The following is a 13,458-nucleotide window of genomic DNA, read 5'->3' as shown; positions in this document are numbered from 1 at the left end:
ACGGGGCGACCGGACAGGGGGAATCCGCCTTGGGCACGAACGAGATGTCTTATCTCGGTCTCACCGAGGAGCAGGAACGCATTTACCGGCTCTGCCTCCGTGAGCCGGGCATCGGCATCGACGGACTCATCGACCAGCTCCGGCTGCCGCCGAACGCGGCGCGCAGGGAGCTGCGCAGGCTCCGCGAGCTCGGGCTGCTGCGCTGCGGGGGCGCTTCTCCCGGTTCCGCCCACGGCCGGGCGGGCGCGGGCAGCGAGGGGTTCGCGGCGGCCGACCCGGACGTCGCCGTGGCCAGGCTGCTCGATCTGCGCTTGCACGAACTCCACGAGAAGCTTCAACGCGTCACGCAGCTCCAGCCGTTGGTGGCGTCGCTGCGCGCGGAGCGCGGCGAGGCGCGGGAGCCCGCCGTCGTCGGCATCGAGCAGGTCACCGACCCGCCCAAGATCCGCGACCGCATCGACGACCTGGCGTTCTTCGCCCGCGAAGAGGTCGCCCTCGTCGAGCCGAGCGTCGCGCTCCGGCAGGACGACATAGAGCAGTCGCGCCCGCGCGTGCTGCGCTGCCTGCGAAGAGGCCTGTCGGTACGCACCGTCGGTGTGCGCAAGGCGCTCGACCACCCGCCGACGGTGGCGTATCTGCGGGAACTGGAGTCGCACGGCGCGCGCGTGCGGCTGGTCACCCACACCACGGCGCAGATCCAGATGTACGACCGCCGTACCGCGGTCGTGCCCGTCGATCCCGAAGACACCACGCGGGGCGCGCTGTTCGCGCAGGAGAGCGGGCTGGTCTCCAACATCCTGGCCCTGTTCGAGTCGATCTGGGCCGAGTCGGAGGACCTGGGATCGATGCTCGGCGAGTGGAGAGCCGAGGAGGACGCGCCGTCCGAGCTGGAGCGGATGGTGCTGCGCGCGATGTGCTCCGGGGGCAAGGACGAGGCCGGGGCGCGCGATCTGGGCGTCTCCGTACGCACGTACCGGCGCTATATCGCGGACCTGATGCAGCTGCTCGGCGCCGGGAACCGGCCGCAGGCGGCGCTGCTCGCGCGGGAGCGCGGCTGGATCTGATCCGCCCGCACGCCGGACGCCCGACGGACTCCTGAGTGGTGGGCCTCCGGGGCCGCGCGCGCCCCGGGTCTCAGGCCCGCGCGGCGGCCGCGGCCGGTTTCAGCGACGGAGCCTCACGCACGCCGAAGCGGTGGCGCAGCGCGGAGAGCGCGGCCAGATGACCGCACATGCCGTGCACGCCCGGCCCGGGCGGCGTCGAGGCCGAGCAGAGGAAGACGCCGGGCAGCGGCGTGCGCCACGGGTCGAACCGCGGCACGGGACGGGCCAGCGACTGGTACAGCGTCATGGCGCCGGCGCCGATGTCGCCGCCCACGTAGTTCGGGTTGTACGTCTCGTAGTCGCCGGCCGGGACGCCGCGCGCGGCGACGATCGTCTCGCCGAACCCGGGCGCGTACTTCTCGATGCGCGAGCGCACCAGGGCGACCGGGTCGCGCGGATCGCCGTTGGGCACGTGCGCGTACGCCCACACGGGCCGCCTGCCCTCGTGGGCCCGTCCGGGATCGGTGGCGGCGGGGTCCACCAGCAGCACGAAGGGCTCGTCGCCGGCCGTGCCCCGCACCGCGAGCCCCTCCTGCCGTGCGATGGCGGCGTGACCACCGCCCAGGTGGACGGTGCCGGCGCGGCCGACCTCGGGATTCGCCCACGGCACGGGCTCCGAGACGAGGAAGTCGGCCTTCGCCGCGCCCGGCCCGTACCGGAAGCGCCTCAACTGCCGTACGTAGCCCGCCGGGAGTCGGTCCTCGGCGAGAGACAGCAGCTGCGTGGGCGCGGTGTCGAGCAGCACGGCGCGTGCGTGGCCGAGCTGGCGCAGGCTGGTGATGCGCGAGCCGGTGTGGATCGTGCCGCCGTGCGCGCGTACGTCGTCCGCCATCACCTGGCCGATGCGCTCGCTGCCGCCGCGCGGCAGCGGCCAGCCGGTGCCGTGCGCGAGGTGCCCGAGGAGCATCGCGACGGCGTCGGTGGCGACGGACGGCAGCTTGCCCACGCCGTGCGCGGCCACGCCGGTGAGCAGCGCCGGCGCGACGTCGCCGCGGAAGCCCGAGATCAGCCGGCGGGGCAGCAGCCGCGCCGCCAGCAGCAGGGGCGCGGCGAGGTCGCGGGGCATGGAGCGCTGGCCGCTCATGAAGAAGTCCACGAGTCCCGCGCTGTGTTCGAGCAGCGGCTCCATCAGCTGCCGCCAGCGCGGGCCGTCCGCGCCGAGCCGGTCGCAGGTGGCGTCCAGGTCCGGATAGGCCAGGCCCGCGCGCCCGTCGTCGAGCGGATGCGCGTAGCCGATGTGCGGATGGAGGAGCTCGACACCGCGTGCCGTGAGGTCGAACTCGCGGAAGAACGGCGAGGCCGCGGCCATCGGATGGACGGCGGAGCACACGTCGTGCCGTACGTCGCTGTCGAAGTACGCCTCGGCGCGGAGACCTCCCCCGATGGTCTCCGCCGCCTCGTGCAGCTCGACCCGGAGGCCGGCCCGGGCCAGAGTCACCGCGGCCGCGAGCCCGTTGGGGCCCGTGCCGACGATCGCCGCGTCGGCGGTCTCGGTCACCGCGAGCCGCCCACGGGCACGCCGTTCGCCGCCGGCGTGCCGTTCTGCCCGGGGGCGCCCTGGGCTCCGCCCGGCATCGCGGACGGGTCCGTGGGCCAGTAGGCGGCTGAAGTGGCCGCCTGGAGCTGGGAGTTGGCGAGCCGGTGGTAGAGCGCGTCCCGCTTCATCAGGTCGTCGTGCCGGCCGATCGCCTGGACGCGTCCGTCGTTCATCACCACGATCGTGTCGGCGTCGACGACGGTGGAGATGCGGTGCGCGATCGCGATCACCGCGCAGCGTGCGGAGACCTTGCGCAGCGTCTCGCGGAACTCCCGCTCGGAGTCGGAGTCCAGGTGCGAGGTGGCCTCGTCGAGCAGGAGCACCGCCGGCCTCTGGAGCAACGCGCGTGCGATGCACAGGCGTTGGCGCTGCCCGCCGGAGAGTCCGCTTCCCTGGTCGCCCAGTTCGGTGTCCAGACCCTCGGGCAGCTCCTCGACGACCTTGGTGAGACCGGCCAGCTCGATGACTTCCCGGATGTCCTCCTCACGCGCGTCGGGCTTCGCGTACACGACGTTGTCGCGCACCGTGCCGCGCATGGCGGCCGTGTCCTGCTGTACGTAGCCGACGAGTCCGCGGAGCGTGGCCAGCGGCATCGTCTCGATGTCCTTGCCGCCGACGGTGATGCTTCCGGAGTCCAGCGCGTGGAAACGCTCGATGAGCTGGAAGAGCGTGGTCTTGCCCGCGCCGGAAGGGCCGACGACCGCGGTCATTCCGCGGGAGGGCACGGAGAAGGTGATGTCGGAGAGCGTCTCCGCCGGCTGCTCGGCGCCGTCGCCGTCGCCGCCGGAGGCACCGCCGCCGGAGGCACCGCCCTCGCCCTTGCCGCCGTAAGTGAAGTGCACCGAGCGGAACTCCACGGCGTCCTCGTCCGCAGAGAGCGACGACTTGGCGGGCGGCTTCGGCCGGTGCCGCATCCTGTCGAGGACGCCGCCCTCCTGCGGGAGCGTGGTGAGTTCGTCGACCCGCCGGATCGCGGCACGCCCCTGCTGGAACTGGCCGATGGCCAGGAAGAACAGCACGAGCGGGGAGACCATGTAGAAGAGATACATCACGAACGCGGTGAGGTCCGCCATCGACATCGTCCCGCGGGTCACGCGGGTCATCCCGACCCCGACGACCACCGCGAGCGCCGCCTGCGTACCGACGTTCATCGCAGGCATGAACAGCGCGTTGAGGCCGTTGACCCGCACACCGGAGTTGCGTGCGCGCCACGCCAGCAGGCCGATCCGGTGCGTCTCGCGGTCCTCCGCGCGGGACGCCTTCACCGTCGGCAGTGCGGACAGCGCGCGCTGCACGTCCGAGCCGTAGGCGCTGGTGTCCTCGCGGTTGACCACGGCGGCCCTGCGCACTCCGCGCGCCAGCACCAGGGAGACGCCGCTGGCGATGCCGAGGCAGGCAAGCGTGATCAGCATCATCCAGACGTCGATCAGGAACATCACGATGACGCCGCCCGCCACCGTGAATCCGTTGATCACCAACTGCGCGAGGCTCTGCGACAGAGCGATCTTGGCGAGCGAGGTGTCGGCGACGGTACGTGTGAGGACGTCGCCCTGCTGCTGCTTGCTGTATGCGGAGAGGTCGACGTGCAGCAGCCGCCTGGTCAAAAGCATCCGCACGTCGTACACGACGTTCTCGCCGGCACGCCCGATCAGATACGACTGGAGCGCCGAGAAGGCGCCGTCGACGCAGAACAGCCCGACCAGCACGAGGACCGCCACCGTCAGCGGCTTGTGCGCCCCCGCCTGCTTGATCAGCTCACCGATCGCGTACGGCTGCGCGAGCTGGGCCGTCACCCCGATCAGTCCGATGAAGATGCCCGCGGCCAGCAGCCCCCGGTGGCGCCGCGCCAGATACCACACGGCCGCCGGACTGCCCCCGCCGCGCCGTCTGCGCGCGTGCGCGGGGCCCAGGTGCCCCAGCGCACCGTCGACGTCGGGGGTCGTGGAACCGTCCGCGTCCTTCGCCTCCAGGGTGCTGCTGGTCATGCCGGTCTCACCTCGCCGTGTAGGTGCTGACGAACATGGGGGAGTCCTCCGCGTAGGGCGTCTCCTCCCAGTCCGCCCATCGGTCGACCGGCTTGAGGCCGGCGTCCGCCGCGTACTCGTCCACCTCCTCCGGCGTGGTGAGCCGGGCGAGTTCGGAGCCGACGGAGGACTTGCCGTCCTCGAACCAGATGTGCGACGCGTGCCACAGGCTCTTCTCCTCGAAGACCGTGGAGTACGTCAGCAGCCCCGTGTTCGGCTCCGGGTACGGGATGAAGTACGAGGTGCGCTGCTGCCCCTCGTGCAGGGCCCGCAGCCCGCCCGGGTTGGAGGTCTCCACCACGAGGGTGCCGCCGGGCGCGAGCCGCTGTGCCGCGTGCCGCATGGTGGCCCGCTGGTCGTCGGCGTCGAGGATCATGGAGAAGGTCGCGCAGACGCAGTAGACCAGTCCGTACTGCGCGTCGTCGGTGTACTTGCGGATGTCGCCGTGCACCGCCTCGACATCCGCGTCGGCGTCCTTCGCCTTCGCCCGCAGCTGCTCCAGCATCTCGGGCGAGGAGTCGACTCCGGTGACGGGAAAGGCCCGTTGGGCCAGGGGTATCGCCACCCGGCCGGTGCCGACGCCGAGTTCGAGGGCGCGGTCACCGGGGCTGGGGTGCAGGGAGGCGAGCTTGCGTACGGTCGGCTCGGTGTAGGCGCCGCTCGGGAAGATCCGGTCGTAGAAGTCTCCGAACTGCCGCCCGTAGCCTATGTCGTCCACAGAACTCATCAGGGCCCCCTTTCGGTCTCGTGGTCTGCGGCCTTCGGTGCAGGGTCGGGAGCCGCTACTTCTTCTTGCTGTTCTTCGAGACGTTCAGCGCGATGGCAGCGACGATGATGATGGCGACGACGGAGATGACGATCGAGCCAGTGGACATGTGGTTCGGCCCCTTTCGGGTTATTGCTGATCAGGCGGGCTGTGCGGGGACTTCCCCGCGGGAGTCGTCGCGGATGTGCGAGTCGTAGGACGGCCCCGAGCCGGAGGCGCCGCCGTCGGCCGCCGTCTCGCCCGGCCCCGTCATGGGGGTGTACGGGGAGACGAAGACGACCTCCGGATCGGACTCCTCGAAGCCGGTGGCCCTGACGAGCGTGAACTGGAAGCCCTTCACGCCCTCCGCCGCACCGTCCTCGCGGATGCGGTGGCGCAGATAGGCGCACAGCATCCGGTAGGAGGGCAGCTTCATCATCCCGCTGAAGCCCTTGTCCAGCTGGGTGATGAGTTCCGTGACGATGTCGAAGATGGCCTTCTCGGGCCTGCGCCCGGGGAACCAGAAGATCTGCGGGAGCTTGCGGCCGACGATGACCTCGACCATCCGCCAGGACGAGGTCTCCCCTTCGCGGTTCAGCGTCCGGTAGAGGATGTGGTAGTCGTGCTGGGCCGGAGTCGGCGCGAAGAAGCGCCAGTTGGGGAACAGCGCCGAGAAGATGTCCATCTTCTGCGCCCTGTTGAACAGCGGGTTGGGGTGCTGCGCCGACAGCGTGCCGAGCAGCACGGCCGCGCCCGCGGCGCGCGTGAGACCGCCGGGCCCGGTGAAGGCGCGGGAGAGGCCCGAGCGCGCTCCGCGTGCCGTGCGGGCCAGGGTTCCGGTGAGCGCCTTCGGCACGGCCGGATTCGGTGTGCTGGTCATCGTGCCTCCTTGGACTGGTTCCCCTGGGAACCGCCGGTCCCCTCCGTCCCGCCGCCGTCCCCGTCCCGGGCCTCGACCTCGCGGACGAAGTCCAGGATCCGGCGCCCCACTTCCCCGCCCAGGCGGGCGTCGGTGAGCAGGGTCTCGTGGTCGGCCCCCTCCAGTACCGAGTTGTGGACGACGCGTCCCTCGCCCCGGTGCGCCGCGCCCAGTTCGTTGTGCATCAGCAGCTGCTCGGGGTCGCGGTCGACGGTGCGCTGTGCCGAGAGCACGAGCGCGTGCGCGCCGATCTCCGGCAGGTCACCGCTGAACCGGCGGAAGTCGGCCTCCGTGGCGTCCCATTCGCGCATCCCGGTACGCCACAGCCGGCTGTCCGCGTACTGCGCGAAGGCGCGGCTGCGCACCTCGGTCGGCAGGTCGTGCACCCACTTCGGACGTACGAGGGTGGCCCCCAACCCGGCGCGCAGGCTGCGGGTGAACATGTTCAGGCCGTCCTTGAGCCGGTCCGCCGACTCCTGCTGCTGCTTGGAGCGGGACAGCTCGTCGGGGTGGGAGCTGTCCAGATAGATCACGCCCCGTACGCGGTCACCGAGTTCGAGCGCGGCGCGCCGGCCGATCTCGCCGCCGAGCGAGTGGCCCACGAGATAGACGTCCCGGCCCTTCGCCACCGCGCCCTCGACCAGGTCGATCAGGTCGTCCACCGACTCCTGGAGGGTGTACGGGGCAGCGCAGCGCCGCTGGCTGGGGCCGTAGCCCGCACGGCTGTAGGAGATGATCCCGTAGTCGCTCTCCTCGACGAGCTTGTCGGTGATCCAGCCGAAGTGCTCCGCCGTGGAGATCATCCCGGTGCCGAAGACCAGCACGGGCGCGGTCTCGTCCTCCGACAGGCGCTCGTTGTAGTGGAGTTCGTTGCCGTGCCGGGTCGTGAGCACCTTGCCGTGGGGCCACGGGTCGGTGGCGCGCATGCGGCGCATGGCCGCGAGGAACCCGGCAATGGTCACACCGATGGCGGCCATGGAAGCGGTGGCCGTCAGCATCCGGTCGTCGCGTCCCGCCACCGCGGGGTGGTCCTTGGGCGCGCTGGTGTAGGCGACCATCGGGTGCATCGCCTCGAACGCCGTGATGAACCGGCCGAGTCCCATGAAGTAGCCGTTGGCCACGTGGAACGCCGCGGCGCTCGCCATGATCGGCTTCGCGAGCGCACCGCCGCGCGCGTACGCGACGGGGAAGAGGCACTCCAGGGCGAGCACGCCGTGCGCGAGGTAACGGGCGGGCACGGGATAGCGGTTGGTGAGGTTCCACAGGCCCCGGTGGCCGTACGTACGGGTGCGCATGATGCCGTTGAGCGCGGAGCCGTCCCGCCAGGGCTCGCCCAGCAGTTTCACCCAGCCCGAGACCAGGTACGAGAGGTTCGCCTGGAGCGCCACGTACCACAACAGGGCGTCCTGCACGGCCGGTTGGCGCGAGAGACGGGCCAGCCCGGCCGCCGTCTGCACGAACGAGGAGACCTGGTCGGAGCCGTCCGTCCCGTAGCGGTGGCGCGGATAGAGGGCCGCGTTGCTCAGACCGAGAAACACGTTGGCGGCACCTCGCCACCGGGCGTTTCCGGGAGCCAGCAGGGCCGCGCTCGCCGCAATTCGCGCGATGTGCAGTGCCTTTGTGGTTCTGGGGTTTCCGACGGCGTCCAGAATGCGCCGCGTGGGCCGCGTGGACGAGGCGTGCATACCGCGCGCGATGGTCCAGTCGTTGAGTCCGCCGCGGCGTATCTGCCGCTGGTGAGTGATGTATTCGAGACTCGATGTGAGTGATGTCACCGCAGTCAGCCGCTCCGAAACGGCGAGCGCGCGGCCGCGGGAGATCGGGACCGGCCCGAGAAAAGTCGAGGTCAGCTTTTTGGCGAGCGATTTCACGTCGGTCTCCTCGGTGCCGGGGTCCCGGAGTGCGGGGTGTCGGGCAGTCCGATTTCGGGGTGATTGGCAGGAGGCGTGGTGCGAAGGCAAGTGCGGAGAATCAGGAAAGAATGCGGAAATGCAAGGCAGTTGGTCTGGGCCGACTTGAAAGAAATCTTCATCAGTGATGGTGTTACCCGGTCGGCCGGTGTCAGGACCGGCCGACCGGGCGGAGCCCCGAGTTCACCCGGCCACGCAGAAGGGGGACCACGTGGGCGCGTGAATGACGGGTCGGAGCCGGATCAGTCCTGGCCCGCCTCGAAGGCCGCAACCGTCGCGGACGCGATGGCGACGCCGCCAAGGAAGGCGCCGGGGGTGCCCATCACCGGGGTGTAGTCGGTGAAGACGACACCCTCGGCGTCGGTGATCTCCACGGAGGCGAGCTCCGCGGACTTGTTGATGTGCGAAGTCACATCGTTCATGTGCGCACTCCTGTTCTGCTCTGGATCTTCCGGAGCCTCTTCGTCACCGGAAGGGAAGTGGTCGACGACCGGACCGAGTCGGCCGGCCGCGGATCGGGCCCGAAGGTCAGCCGACGGCCTTGCCGGCGGCGTACGCGCCGGTCACCACGGCGGCACCGCCGACGAAAGCACCCGCGAGGGCGGGGGTGGCGAGGACCGGAGCCGCTTCCTCGGCGATCTCGCCGGCGTGCTCCTCGTGCAGCTCATCCCGAATTTGAAGATTCAGCTTCTCTTCCAGCATTGGATTCCTCCGTGCATGTGAGACATGACTGGCTGTTCCTCGCGAAAGTGGTCGAAGCCAGGAAGCCCAAGGTGGTCACCGGGCGCAGATCCCCCGTCGGTTGAGCTTTCGGTCGTCACCGTAAACTGCAGCAAGGCGGACCGGCGCACGCTTGCCTCCCCGTGAATGCCCAGGTTCGCTTCCGCAGGGATGAAGATGCCAGCGCGTGATGCACGGCAGAAGAGGAATCCGTGACAGTTTGTTGCAGCGCGATGCGACAGCTTTATGCCACGGCTGATAAAGGCCTGTACCAGAGCGTCGCTGGTCAGAGTCTCATTACGGTTTGCCGCTCGCGAATCTCAAGTAAACCTCAATCTTTGAGATTTGGCACGGGGGTAAGCAAGAGATAGAGAAGTATATCCGCCTGAGGAATGCTTGCCCTGCCTTGGGAGTTCACAGCTGAATGGCCCGAATTCGTCCGCGTGTGGGCGCCGTTGCCGCGTGTAAAGGCCGCCCGCGGGGCTCAGAGCCAGCCGCGCTCGCGCGCCATGCGCGCGGCCGCGTGCCTGTTCCCGGCGCCCAGCTTCGCCGTCGCGGCCGAGAGGTAGTTGCGCACCGTCCCCGGAGTGAGCGAGACGCGCTCCGCGATCTCCGCGACGGGAGCACCGTCCGCCGCCAGCTCCAGCAGTTCCGTCTCACGAGCGGTCAGCGGCGAGTCGCCCGTGCTGATCGCGTCGGCCGCCAACTCCGGGTCCACGTAACGGGTTCCGCCGTGCACCGCACGGATGATCTCCGCGAGCTGCTGTGCGGACGCGGTCTTCGGCACGAACCCCCGCACGCCCGCCGCGAGCGCGCGCTTGAGATGGCCCGGCCGTGCGTGACTCGTCACGATCATGGTCCGGCACCCGGGCAGTTCGTCGCGCAGCTGCGTCGCGACCTTCACGCCGTCGGCGCCCGGCATCTGGAGATCCAGCACGGCCACGTCGGGCCGTCGGGCACGGGCCATCGCCAGCGCCTCCGGGCCGGACGCCGCCTCCGCGACGATCACGAGGTCGTCCTCCAGCGCGAGCAGCGCGGCCAGCGCACCGCGGATCAGATGCTCGTCGTCGGCGAGCAGGACGCGGATGCCGCCGCCCGGTCCGGGCTCGCCTTGCGCGTCGCTCACTCCGCCGTGTCCTTCCGGTCCTTGGACGTGGTGCCGGTACCGGCGCCCGGAACGGCACCGGCACCCGCGACGGCACCGGTGCCGCCCGCGCCGTCCGCCGCGCCGCGGCTGTCCGTGCGGCCGCTGTCCGTGCCGCCGCCGCTCGTACCGCCCTCGTCCCCGCCGTCGTTGCTCCCGTCGGCCGCCGCCGCGAGCGGGACCTCCGCCGTCAGCCGGTACGTCCCCTTCTCCTCGTCCAGCGCGGCCCGCAGGGTGCCGCCGACCCCGTCGAGGCGCTCGCGCAGCCCCGCGAGCCCGGAGCCCGCACGGCTGCCGCCGCCGTCGGCCGGGGCGCGTACCCCGTCGTTCTCCAGCACCAGCAGCGCACTGCCGCCCGCGGGGTCCGTGCCCACCCATACCGTGCACCATGTCGCGTCCGCGTGCCGCAGCACATTCGTCGCGCCTTCCCGTACGACCCAGCCCAGCGCGGCCTGCACCGGAGCCGGCAGCCCCGAACCCCCGTCGTCCGCGCGGCAGTCGACGCCCGCGGCGCGCAGAATGCCCCGCGCGCCCGCGAGTTCGGTGGACAGATCGACGTCACGGTAGCCGCGGACCACCGCCCGCACCTCCGACTGCGACTCGCGCGCGATGCGCTGCACCTGCGTCATCTGCTCGACGGACGCCTCGGCCGACGACCCGCGCTGGGCCAGCTGGGCCGCCAGTTCGCTCTTGAGCGCGATCGCCGAGAGATTCCGTCCCATCACGTCGTGCAGATCGCGGCTGAAGCGCAGCCGCTCCTCGGCGACCGCGAGCCGCGCCTGCACGCCCCGCGCCTCCTGCAACTCCCTGATGACGGCGATGTACCAGGCGGACGAGCGGCCCGTGAAGACGGAGACGACGCCGCCGAACGCCACCACGACCACAGTCCCCAGGACCGCCGCCCACGGCATCCCCACCGCGGCCAGCGCGAGCAGCGTCGCCGCGAGGAACCCGCACAGCGCGACCCCCGCCGTCCGCCGCGGCACCGTCACCCCGAACGTCACGGCGAACGGCGCCACCGTCCCGTACAGCGCGAGCCCGACGGTCAGCCCGCCCTCGACCGAGCCGAGCGCGACCAGCGCCACCGTCAGCGCGGTCATCGCACCCACGAGCGCGGCCGGCAGGACGAGGCGCGTGCCCGGAACGGTCTGCGTGCCCAGATAGCCGTCGAGGGCCTGGCGCAGCGCGCCCGTACACAGCAGGCACAGCACCAGGCCCGTCCCGAAGACCGCCCAGGCGAGCGAGAGGGGAAGAGCACCGGGGCCCGCGTTCGGCACCAGCGGCACGACGAAGCCGACGAGTATCGCCCAGGAGTACGCCGCGAGCATCCACCTGGTCGACGCCTCGACCTGCTCGTGGCTGCTGCGCTCCTGCCAGCGGCGGTACTTCGGGGCCACCCACCAGCCGATCACGTGCCCGTGCTCCTCATCCGTCTACCGGCGCGGCTCCCAGCGGAACCAGCGCCGTACGCCGAGCGTCCCGAGGACGATCCACACCACCAGTACGGCCAGTGCCTGTGCGGTGTCCACTCCGCTCAGCGTGCCCACCCAGCCGTTCCGTACGAGCTCCATCGTCGGCGAAACCGGCAGAAGTGAACACACGTCGGCGAGGGTGTCCGGCATGACGTCCAGCGGAACGACCACGCCGGACCCGACGAAGGAGATCGCCATGAAGGGGAACGTGGTGATCTGCGAGGCCTCCGTGGTCCGCGTGAACGCGGCGGACACCGCCGCCAGCAGCACCATCAGCACCAGCCCCAGCAGCAGCCCGGCGGCGACGAGTTCGGGCCGCTCCGGCGGCGCCAGATCGAGTACGGCCGCACCGCCGCCGAGCAGCAGCACGCACTGCCCGAGCGCCAGCACCAGCGAGGGCAGCGCGCTGCCGGTGAGGATCTCGCCGTCGCTCGCCTCGCCGGTGCGCAGCCGCTTGAGCACCAGTTCCTCGCGCCGCGTCACATAGATGCCGGTGAGATTGGCGTACACGGCGAAGACCAGCACGTAGCCGATCGAGCCCGGGATCAGCACCGTGCCCGTGGACAGTCCTGTGCCCTTGAGGCTCATGCCGCTGATGGTCTGGCGCATCAGGACCGTCAGCAGGACGGGGGTGGCCAGCGCGACGAAGAGCATCGCCTTGTTCCGCATCAGCAGCGTCAGTTCGGCGCGGCCGAGCGCGCGCAGCCGCCGTCCCATGCCCGAAGTGTCCGCCCTGCGCGGGGCCTTCACCGTCGCCACGTCCGTGGTGCTCATACGCGCTCCACCTCCATCTCGCCCGGTGCCGTCCCGTCCCCGCCGTGCGCACGCCCCGGGGCCTGCCCGTCCTGGCCTGCGTCGTCGTCCTCGGGACGCTGCGCGATCTCCAGGAACACCTCTTCGAGCGTGGCCGTCCGCGCGTGCAGACCCGGCAGTTCGACGCCGGTCTGCCGCGCCCAGAGCAGCAGATCCGTGAGCACCGCCTGGAGCTGCGGCGTACGGATCTCGACGCGGCCCTCCCGCACGGTGGCCGGCGGCAGCGCCGGGGGCAGATGACCCGGCGAGAGCCCGTCCGGCAGCGTGAAGCGGATGCTGGACGGACGCTCCGCGACGACCTGTTCCGGAGTGCCCGCGGTGACGATGCGCCCCGCGCGCATGATGGCCAGCCGGTCGGCCAGCTCCTCGGCCTCCTCCAGGTAGTGCGTCGTCAGCAGCACCGTCGTGCCGGCCCTGCGCAGCTCGCGCACCAACTCCCAGGTGTCCCGGCGCCCTTCCGGGTCCATGCCGGTGGTCGGCTCGTCCAGGAAGAGCACCTCCGGGTGCCCGACGAGCGCCATCGCCAGGTCCAGGCGCCGCCGTTCGCCGCCGGACAGCTGCTTCACGCGGACGTTCGCGCGCCGGTCCGAGAGCCCGACCTGGGCCAGGACCTCGCCGATGGGGCGTGGGTCGCTGGTGCAGCCCGCCCACATCCGTATGGTCTCGGTGACCGTCAACTCCGAAGGGAATCCGCCCTCCTGGAGCATCACACCGGTCCGGGGCCGCACCGCGGTGCGCTCCGAGAACGGGTCAAAGCCGAGCACTTTCACCTCGCCGCCGCTGGGCCGGGCCAGGCCCTCCAGCAACTCGACCGTGGAGGTCTTGCCGGCTCCGTTCGTCCCCAGCAGCGCGAAGATCTCGCCTTCCCGTACGGAGAACGAGACGCCGCGCACGGCCTCGAAGCCCTTCGCGTATCGCCGTTTGAGTCCTTCGACCTGGATCGCATCCATGCTCATCAGTCTTCCGCCCGTGCCCGGGGCCGCCCGGTGCGAGCTGTCACGAGTACGTATGACGAACCTCATACGCGGACGAGGACTCCTTCACACGGCTCCCGGACGGGACGGGACGGCC

General features: G+C 71.1%; 12 protein-coding genes. 1 reads left to right on the top strand and 11 read right to left on the bottom strand.

Annotated elements, in window-relative coordinates:
- The first annotated feature begins 29 nt into the window (after positions 1-29).
- Positions 30-1,064: a helix-turn-helix transcriptional regulator gene (locus tag QQM67_RS22025; RefSeq protein WP_314175747.1), complete on the top strand. Its 1,035-nt coding sequence runs from the start codon at positions 30-32 to the stop codon at positions 1,062-1,064.
- 70 nt (positions 1,065-1,134) lie between these two features.
- Here QQM67_RS22025 and QQM67_RS22020 read toward each other — a convergent pair whose 3' ends face one another.
- The 11 genes from QQM67_RS22020 to QQM67_RS21970 form a co-directional block, all read right to left on the bottom strand.
- Positions 1,135-2,601: a phytoene desaturase family protein gene (locus QQM67_RS22020; RefSeq protein ID WP_314175746.1), complete on the bottom strand. Its 1,467-nt coding sequence runs from the start codon at positions 2,599-2,601 to the stop codon at positions 1,135-1,137.
- On the bottom strand, positions 2,598-4,625 hold the full coding sequence (locus tag QQM67_RS22015) for an ABC transporter ATP-binding protein (RefSeq protein ID WP_314175745.1): 2,028 nt from the start codon (positions 4,623-4,625) through the stop codon (positions 2,598-2,600). Before QQM67_RS22015 ends, QQM67_RS22020 begins: the two co-directional genes overlap by 4 nt.
- A 7-nt stretch (positions 4,626-4,632) precedes the next feature.
- On the bottom strand, positions 4,633-5,391 hold the full coding sequence (locus tag QQM67_RS22010) for a class I SAM-dependent methyltransferase (protein ID WP_314175744.1): 759 nt from the start codon (positions 5,389-5,391) through the stop codon (positions 4,633-4,635).
- A gap of 178 nt (positions 5,392-5,569) precedes the next feature.
- Positions 5,570-6,289, bottom strand: coding sequence for a hypothetical protein (locus QQM67_RS22005; protein ID WP_314175743.1), 720 nt, complete (start codon positions 6,287-6,289; stop codon positions 5,570-5,572).
- The gene (locus QQM67_RS22000) at positions 6,286-7,866 is read right to left on the bottom strand and encodes an alpha/beta fold hydrolase (RefSeq protein ID WP_314175742.1); all 1,581 of its coding nucleotides are present in this window, start codon (positions 7,864-7,866) and stop codon (positions 6,286-6,288) included. Before QQM67_RS22000 ends, QQM67_RS22005 begins: the two co-directional genes overlap by 4 nt.
- A gap of 614 nt (positions 7,867-8,480) precedes the next feature.
- Entirely contained in the window at positions 8,481-8,660 is a 180-nt protein-coding gene (locus QQM67_RS21995; RefSeq protein WP_314175741.1) for a hypothetical protein, read from the bottom strand.
- A gap of 106 nt (positions 8,661-8,766) precedes the next feature.
- Entirely contained in the window at positions 8,767-8,940 is a 174-nt protein-coding gene (locus QQM67_RS21990; RefSeq protein WP_314175740.1) for a hypothetical protein, read from the bottom strand.
- 502 nt (positions 8,941-9,442) lie between these two features.
- Positions 9,443-10,084: a response regulator transcription factor gene (locus tag QQM67_RS21985; protein WP_314175739.1), complete on the bottom strand. Its 642-nt coding sequence runs from the start codon at positions 10,082-10,084 to the stop codon at positions 9,443-9,445.
- Positions 10,081-11,514, bottom strand: coding sequence for a sensor histidine kinase (locus tag QQM67_RS21980; RefSeq protein ID WP_314175738.1), 1,434 nt, complete (start codon positions 11,512-11,514; stop codon positions 10,081-10,083). Before QQM67_RS21980 ends, QQM67_RS21985 begins: the two co-directional genes overlap by 4 nt.
- Positions 11,515-11,535: 21 nt before the next feature.
- The gene (locus QQM67_RS21975) at positions 11,536-12,348 is read right to left on the bottom strand and encodes an ABC transporter permease (RefSeq protein ID WP_314175737.1); all 813 of its coding nucleotides are present in this window, start codon (positions 12,346-12,348) and stop codon (positions 11,536-11,538) included.
- Positions 12,345-13,337: an ABC transporter ATP-binding protein gene (locus QQM67_RS21970; protein WP_314175736.1), complete on the bottom strand. Its 993-nt coding sequence runs from the start codon at positions 13,335-13,337 to the stop codon at positions 12,345-12,347. Before QQM67_RS21970 ends, QQM67_RS21975 begins: the two co-directional genes overlap by 4 nt.
- Positions 13,338-13,458 lie beyond the last annotated feature (121 nt).

It is taken from the genome of Streptomyces winkii (assembly GCF_032248595.1).
Classification (GTDB): Bacteria; Actinomycetota; Actinomycetes; order Streptomycetales; family Streptomycetaceae; genus Streptomyces; species Streptomyces winkii.
Note: the sequence above shows the minus strand (reverse complement) of the source record. Positions and strands in the feature narration are given on the sequence as shown.

Bases quoted from the DNA above. Each gene is read 5' to 3' on its own strand.
- QQM67_RS22015 (WP_314175745.1), bottom strand. From the start codon at position 4,625: ATGACCAGCAGCACCCTGGAGGCGAAGGACGCGGACGGTTCCACGACC.
- QQM67_RS22010 (WP_314175744.1), bottom strand. From the start codon at position 5,391: ATGAGTTCTGTGGACGACATAGGCTACGGGCGGCAGTTCGGAGACTTC.
- QQM67_RS22005 (WP_314175743.1), bottom strand. From the start codon at position 6,289: ATGACCAGCACACCGAATCCGGCCGTGCCGAAGGCGCTCACCGGAACC.
- QQM67_RS21995 (WP_314175741.1), bottom strand. From the start codon at position 8,660: ATGAACGATGTGACTTCGCACATCAACAAGTCCGCGGAGCTCGCCTCC.
- QQM67_RS21990 (WP_314175740.1), bottom strand. From the start codon at position 8,940: ATGCTGGAAGAGAAGCTGAATCTTCAAATTCGGGATGAGCTGCACGAG.
- QQM67_RS21975 (WP_314175737.1), bottom strand. From the start codon at position 12,348: ATGAGCACCACGGACGTGGCGACGGTGAAGGCCCCGCGCAGGGCGGAC.
- QQM67_RS21970 (WP_314175736.1), bottom strand. From the start codon at position 13,337: ATGGATGCGATCCAGGTCGAAGGACTCAAACGGCGATACGCGAAGGGC.